Origin of the sequence: Psychrobacter sp. TB67 (assembly GCF_000511065.1) — a bacterium.
Taxonomy (GTDB): domain Bacteria; phylum Pseudomonadota; class Gammaproteobacteria; order Pseudomonadales; family Moraxellaceae; genus Psychrobacter; species Psychrobacter okhotskensis.
Map to the genome: position 1 here is coordinate 1 of NZ_AYYA01000084.1, position 6,842 is coordinate 6,842.

The following is a 6,842-nucleotide window of genomic DNA, read 5'->3' on the forward strand; positions in this document are numbered from 1 at the left end:
TCCCACCCTATGAAACTAACTTCATAGGAATACCATAATGTCTTACTCACACCTAAACCAACCGCTAGCTGCTGCAAACGTCCATAGTCTTGTTACAGATATACTAGCGAACACTATCTGTTTTAATGAGGTCTTAAATAAACTGAACGGATTTTATTATCCGTTCATGACTCACTTCGATAGTGAGCTATTTTACTCACGGCCAGTCTTATCATTTTTTAGTAGCACTCAAGCGATCGTTGGTGATACCTATCCAGAAAACGTGATTTGGGATCATGATAAAACTCAGCGTTTTATCGACATGCTGCCATGCTATAAAAATGATATTGAAAATGAACGTAATGCGTTCATTTACCAAGAATCTCAAAATAAAAATAAACTAGGGTGCTATATTAATAATCTAATCGGGCATTATTCAAGACTGCTCTTTATACGTATCGACCTAAAATACGCAAAAGAAACCAGCCACCATGTGACCATTGAAGACTTCAATTATCACATGAGCAAGTTTCGAGAGCTTATCGGTAAAGCAAAAAACTGCAAGCCAAAGAGTTGCTTTGAGCATTTGCAAGGCAATGCTTGGGCTATTGAGCAAGGTGGGGAAGAAGGTGGGCTGCACTGTCATTTACTGCTTATGTATGATGGTTCAGAGCGACAGAATGATTGGTATATTGCTAAAGAGGTGGGTGAGAAATGGAAGGAGGTAACCGCTGGTCTAGGCGAATATTATAGCTACCATGATAAAGAACGTAAGCAGCAGTATAAGCAACATGACAAACTAGGTATCGGCATGATACATCAAAATAATCCTATTGAAGTTGAAAATGCTCTAGCTTCAGCTCTATACCTAACGAAGCCAAGCAAGAATGAGCAGCAACTTAAACTTTGGTTACCAAACATGCGTACCTTTGGTCATGGTATTTATCGTACAAAAAAACGTAGAGGCTTGCCTGAATAACAAAATATTTTTAGATATATAGTATTCCTATGAGATCAGTCAGGAAGCATCGCTCTCCTGACTGTTTAACCCCAAACTATCCTAATTAAAGGTCTGCTTAATCGCAGGCCTTTTTTATGCGCAATCTAAAAAGGAGTCCTTTATGAGACCGATCTGCCCACACTGTCATTCAGCGAACGTAAAAAGCAATACGGATACTGACAGTCCCTTTAATATCTTTGAGCAACTGTGTTCACAATCTGCCCTATCAGGTCTTGGTGTAAGCATCTGTAGGTACTACAAAATCAATTCAGCAATCGGTGTGGTGGTAGGAACGGCACTGGCTTCTGCTATTAGCTTGGCTAAAGACAAACTACAACAGCCACCCTTACTCGTTTTGGCAGCAAAGCCCAGTTATACCTGCAATACCTGCTCAAGAACTTTCAGCATTTAACCTATCCATATAACCCATAATTCTAATCAAAACTAAAAGGAAAAATCATAATGGCACATTTAATCGAATCAATGGCATACGTTGGCGAAACCCCTTGGCATGGCTTAGGTAATGAGCTGGCTCCCAAGCAGCCTATCGAAGTCTGGGCAAAGCAAGCGGGTATGGACTGGCGTATAGAATCCTCAGACGTGAGCTACATGGCGAATAATGATAAAGGACACAATTTGATTCTGCCCTTTGCTGAGCAAAAGGTGTTGTACCGCTCTGATAACTTTGAGCCATTATCAGTCGTTAGCCAGCGCTATCAAGAAGTACAACCTCGTGAGATTCTAGAGTTCTATCGTGATCTTACGGAACAGTCTGATTTTGAATTAGAGACCGCAGGCGTCTTAAAGGGCGGCCGTAAGCTATGGGCATTGGCTCGTACAGGGCAGTCAGCAACGCTTAAGGGTAAAGATGTCAGTAATGGCTACTTGCTTCTTGCAACCGCTTGTGATGGCACGCTAGCGACCACAGCACAGTTCACATCAATCCGTGTGGTCTGTAATAACACGCTTTCTATTAGCTTAGCGAATGGTTCAGGAGGCGTCGTTAAAGTTCCGCATTCCACCTCGTTTGATGCGGATAAGGTCAAGCAGCAACTAGGCGTGTCGGTGAAGCAATGGGATGAGCACAGCTATGAAATGAAGCAATTATCAGAGCGCCGTGTCACTCAAGCAGAAGCCGCCAATTATCTTAGCCGTGTGTTCAATGATCAGGACAATGACATCATTCTGTTCAACAGCGCTAAGAAAGAGAAAGACGCGGTGCCCAATGCCAAGGCGATGAATCAGGTGATGAACATGTTTAACGGTCAAGGTCGCGGAGCCGATCTTGATGCCGCTAAAGACACCGCTTACGGCTTGCTATGCAGTATCACTGAATACGTCGATCACGAACGCAGAGCAATGTCGAGAGACCATCGATTAGACGGTGCTTGGTTTGGCTCTGGCGCTAAGCTTAAACAAAAGGGTTTAGAGGAATCGCTACTGATGCTGGCCTAACCAGCCACATTTAAAATCTAACAATACAATCAACCACGCCTTCGAGCGTGGTTTTTTATGCCGCTTATTTCATTTAATACCCATAATCCATTTATCAAAGGAGTTCGTTATGAACATGATCGCACTAAACAGCACGACTCAGCCAAGACAAGCCAAGCGTGCAACCGTTAGGCTTAAACCAGCAGTAGTGAAAGCCAAGCAAAGCGTTACCGCTGATAAACCTAACCAATCTAATACTTCAACGACTGCTAAGCGTTTGATTAATACTAAAGATTTAAGCCGTGAGGACTGGCTACAGGTACGCAGACAAGGCATTGGCAGCTCTGATGCCGCTGCCGCTTGTGGTATTCATCCGTATTTATCGATGCTTGAGTTATGGATGATTAAAACAGGACGCATGAGCTCCGACATCGATGAGAGCATTGAAGGATATTCACCACTCTATTGGGGTAATACCTTAGAGCCGATGGTCGCTAAATATTACCAAGCGCATACCGGGAATAAGGTACGCCGCGTGAACGCTATCTTGCAGCATCCTGAGCAGCCATTCATGCTAGCAAATTTAGATTATGCCATTACTGGTAGTGATGAGGTACAGATTTTAGAATGCAAAACTGCTGGTGAACATGGTGCTAAGCTCTGGAAGCATGGCGTGCCGTTATACGTCACCTGCCAAGTGCAGCATCAGCTGGCGGTCACTGGTAAAACTGCGGCGCATATCTGCGTGCTGCTTTGTGGACACGAGGCTAAGATATACAAGGTTGAGCGGGATGAGCGCTTGATTGAGTCCATCATGGAGCATGAGCGTCAGTTCTGGCAGTATGTTGAGACAGACACGCCGCCAACCCCTGATCATAGCGAGTCAGCTGCCAAAGCCTTAAAGCTGCTTTATCCAACGCCTAAGCCCTCAAGCAAGGTTGATTTGCGAGATGATGATGGTGCCAACAAGTTGTTTGAGCAATTGCTGAGCTACCGTGACTATATGCAAGAGCTAGAGCAGCGCCATGATCAAGTTAAACATCAGCTGCAAACACTGATTGCCCATAATGAGGTGGCTGTATTTTCGATGGGCGCTATTTCTTGGAAGCGCTCGAAAGATAGTATCGGCTTGGATAGCAAAGCGGTCATTAAAGCGCATCCTGAGCTATTAGCTAAATTTAGTAAAACCAAGCAAGGTAGTCGCCGCTTCGTCATCTTAAACGACTAAGTCGAAACCTACTACACTTAACCAAAACAAGCGCATAACTGCCCACCCTAATCGGTGGGCTTTTTTATGGCTAAACACATTTTATTAAACCTATAAGGACTATCATCATGATTAAAGGTCTCACGATTACCCCACCAGTTTTAGGTCGTATCAGCATCGGACGTGTCATTCAAAAGGACGGCAAGCGTTTGCCTGCTAAAGACGATCAATTCACCATTACCAGTCAAGTGCAGAACAAGGATGGCTGGATCAATCATCCACTAGATGAAAAGCTACGCGAGCACAGTAACGGTAAGCTGAGACACATACCGGTACGCATGTTGTTTAACGATCCGACGCTAAACCTGCGAGCAGAGTACACGCTGTTCGATAGACAAACAGGTCGCCCACTATGCGTGGGTGACGGTGAGCAATGTCAACGTCGTACAAGTAATGGTGTGGAAACATTGCCTTGCGCATCACCTGATCGTTGTCCATTAGCGCAAGGCGGTGCTTGTAAGCCATATGGTCGCTTGTACGTTAATCTCAGTGAAGATGATGAGTTAGGTACGTTTATCTTTCGCACCACAGGCTTTAATAGTATTCGCACGCTTGCCGCACGGCTGAGCTACTTTGCTGCGGTGTCAGGCAATAAGCTGTCGTGTTTGCCCCTGCAATTAACGCTAAGAGGTAAAAGCACCACGCAAAGCTATCGTACGCCGATTTACTTTGTTGATTTAACACTACGTGATGGGGTGACACTAAAGCAAGCAGTGCAAGATGCACAGGCAATTGATGCGGAGCTTAGCGAACACGGATTTGATCAAGCAGCGCTAGAACAGGCTGCGAAACAGGGTTACGTCAATTCATCCTTTGAAATTGATAACGATGGCTTACTTGATGTGGCTGAAGAGTTTTATCCCATGCAGACAGATGACGTAAGCAATAGTCAGCAGGGGAGCTATCAGAATGGGTTAGCCACTCATAACGTGACTAGCATTGAGCAAGGACTACGGCAAAGCGTGACGGCGGTGAGCTAAAACCATCAAGCTAGATATGCAGCATAAATTAGTTAGGCTGAAACAAGCGATTTTAGATCGCTTGTTTTAATTCTTATCGGTTTATTTTTAGTGGCTTAATACCTAGATTAAGTCTTACAATGTGCTAGTTCTTCATAACGGCATATTAAAAACAGATTATTATTGTTTAAAGTAAGGGTAGCTAAAATGGATTTAGAAAAGATAATGGCATTAAGTATTGCAGTACAACTGTCTAAGAAAATATCTAAAAGAATTGCCAATCAGACTGAACGTTATTTACAGAGCTTTGGTGAAGATACGGTAACAACAAAACCTCTTAAAAATGTATGGGACGATATTTGCTATAAGTTCCAAACAGAAGAATTTTGCGGCAAGGCTTACGAGCTCATGGTTGTAGAATATGTTGGTTCACGGGTTGATGCTTTAGAAGACTATGAATTTAATGCCCTCTACCTTCAAATTGAAAGCCTGCGTACGATTCTAGCTGATTCAGCTAAGAGTACGCCATCAGGTATAGATAAACAAAGTCCTATTAGCATACGTCTCTTCAAAGATCGAGTTATTTTATATCTCATTGAAGAGTATGTTTATAAACGGGCTAAAGGTTACACAAACAAAAGGCTTAGAAAAGCTATAAATAGTTAAGATAGTCATGTATGAAACTTATTATTAAAAGTATTTTTAACACAGAAAAAGGAGCTGATGATTCAGCTCCTTTTTATTAATCTATGCACAAGGTCTATCGGACGATATAAGTCTCATAAAAAAATACAGGACTCCCTGACTGTATGAGAACAGATGTTCCCATACAATAATTAGGAGATAATCATGGAAAATTCAAACGCAGCACAGCCAATAATCGAGCAATGTAATCACATACCACAACTACTGAGTATTAAAGATGTTGGTAGCTATACTGGTCTTAGTCGTTCTACGATTTATGAGATGGTTAATGAAAATTCTGATCGTTATGACCCAACATTCCCTAAGAAGGTACAGCTTACACAGGTAAGAGTAGTTTGGGTAGCAAGCGAGATTGCAGAATGGATTAATACGAAGATTGCAGAACGTTCAGTATAGATTTATCTGACCGCCCTAACTTTAAAAGTAGGGCGGTTTATTTTTTCCTAGATTAACACACCAAGTGCAACGCTAAGTAATGGAATAAAACACCTGGTTTGGCGTTTTAAACCCTAATCGTTTTCTTGGTCTGTTGTTTAACCTGTCTTCAATGTTTTGAACCTCATCATCAGATACTTGTCTAAAGTCACATCCTTTAGGCAAGTACTCTCTAATCAAGCCATTGGTATTTTCGTTTGTTCCTCGTTGCCATGAGGCATAAGCATCAGCAAAGTAGAACCCACTATAGAGTCTTTGCTTAATGGCTTTATGATCCGCAAATTCCTTGCCATTATCGGACGTAATCGTCTTAACGTGTAGTTTCACTGGAGTTAGCATTACCACCATCGCATCCGCGACCAGATGAGCACTCTTTTTAGTCACTCGCTTCATCTTAACCAAACCTGTCTTTCGCTCTACCACTGTCACGATAGCTTGTTTATGGTTTTGACCAATGATGGTGTCCGCTTCCCAATCACCGATGCGGGATCGCTCTTTTACTACATGAGGGCGCTCATGAATTGAGATCCTGTCATTAATACGCCCACGAGTCTCAGTGGTAAGCCTTTGACGATAGGGTTTGGCTTTGCGTCTTAAATACTGCCATAGCGTGCCGCCTTGCCTCTTATCCGTCCATAAGTAACGATAGATACTCGTGTGACTGACTCCACTATGAACGCCTGCTATTTGCTCAGGACTCCACTGCAGTTTAAGCTTAGTCACGACCCAGTCCCAGACGTTTAAAATGATGGTGAAGGCATTATTTGCTCGCCTCGCTTTAGCGGTGTTGTCTGCATGCTTTGCCCGGTAGCCTCGTAGGCTTTTATTGCGTCTAAGCTCTCTTGATATGGTGCTGGGACTTCTGCCTAACGCCCCTGCTATAAATTTAATACTATGTTGTGCCCCTCTAAGGGCATAAATCTGATATCGTTCCTCTAGGCTTAGATGTGTATAGCTCATGGTTGCAATCTCACTTTGGCGGTGGATAGTAGCTTTGATGCTAGCGCATCTAGGCCTCTTTTTCACCTGCTCTTTGATATTGCACTTCATGTGTTAATCTAAG

At 43.1% G+C, this 6,842-nt stretch carries 8 protein-coding genes; 7 read left to right on the top strand and 1 reads right to left on the bottom strand.

Annotated features, from left to right (window positions below; genetic code table 11):
- Positions 1 to 166: 166 nt before the first annotated feature.
- The 7 genes from W293_RS0115215 (at position 167) to W293_RS0115245 (ending at position 5,740) form a co-directional block, all read left to right on the top strand.
- Complete coding sequence (locus W293_RS0115215; RefSeq protein WP_227502350.1) at positions 167 to 958, top strand: inovirus-type Gp2 protein; 792 nt, start codon at positions 167 to 169, stop codon at positions 956 to 958.
- Between the two features lie 142 nt (positions 959 to 1,100).
- Positions 1,101 to 1,391 (top strand): hypothetical protein, encoded by a 291-nt coding sequence (locus W293_RS0115220; protein ID WP_025651461.1) that lies wholly within the window; start codon positions 1,101 to 1,103, stop codon positions 1,389 to 1,391.
- A 50-nt stretch (positions 1,392 to 1,441) separates the two neighbouring features.
- Entirely contained in the window at positions 1,442 to 2,434 is a 993-nt protein-coding gene (locus tag W293_RS0115225; RefSeq protein ID WP_025651462.1) for a DUF932 domain-containing protein, read from the top strand.
- A 109-nt stretch (positions 2,435 to 2,543) separates the two neighbouring features.
- On the top strand, positions 2,544 to 3,641 hold the full coding sequence (locus tag W293_RS0115230; protein ID WP_025651463.1) for a YqaJ viral recombinase family protein: 1,098 nt from the start codon (positions 2,544 to 2,546) through the stop codon (positions 3,639 to 3,641).
- Positions 3,642 to 3,748: 107 nt separating this feature from the next.
- Positions 3,749 to 4,660 carry a hypothetical protein gene (locus tag W293_RS0115235; RefSeq protein ID WP_025653245.1) on the top strand — a complete coding sequence of 304 codons (912 nt, stop codon included), beginning with the start codon at positions 3,749 to 3,751 and terminating at the stop codon, positions 4,658 to 4,660.
- A 186-nt stretch (positions 4,661 to 4,846) separates the two neighbouring features.
- Positions 4,847 to 5,305, top strand: a complete 459-nt coding sequence (locus W293_RS0115240; RefSeq protein WP_025653246.1) for a hypothetical protein — start codon at positions 4,847 to 4,849, stop codon at positions 5,303 to 5,305.
- 183 nt (positions 5,306 to 5,488) lie between these two features.
- The gene (locus tag W293_RS0115245; RefSeq protein WP_025653247.1) at positions 5,489 to 5,740 is read left to right on the top strand and encodes a helix-turn-helix transcriptional regulator; all 252 of its coding nucleotides are present in this window, start codon (positions 5,489 to 5,491) and stop codon (positions 5,738 to 5,740) included.
- A 72-nt stretch (positions 5,741 to 5,812) separates the two neighbouring features.
- Here the strand turns inward: W293_RS0115245 and W293_RS16625 are convergent, their stop codons facing one another.
- The gene (locus W293_RS16625) at positions 5,813 to 6,739 is read right to left on the bottom strand and encodes an IS30 family transposase (protein WP_037025096.1); all 927 of its coding nucleotides are present in this window, start codon (positions 6,737 to 6,739) and stop codon (positions 5,813 to 5,815) included.
- Between the last annotated feature and the right edge of the window lie 103 nt (positions 6,740 to 6,842).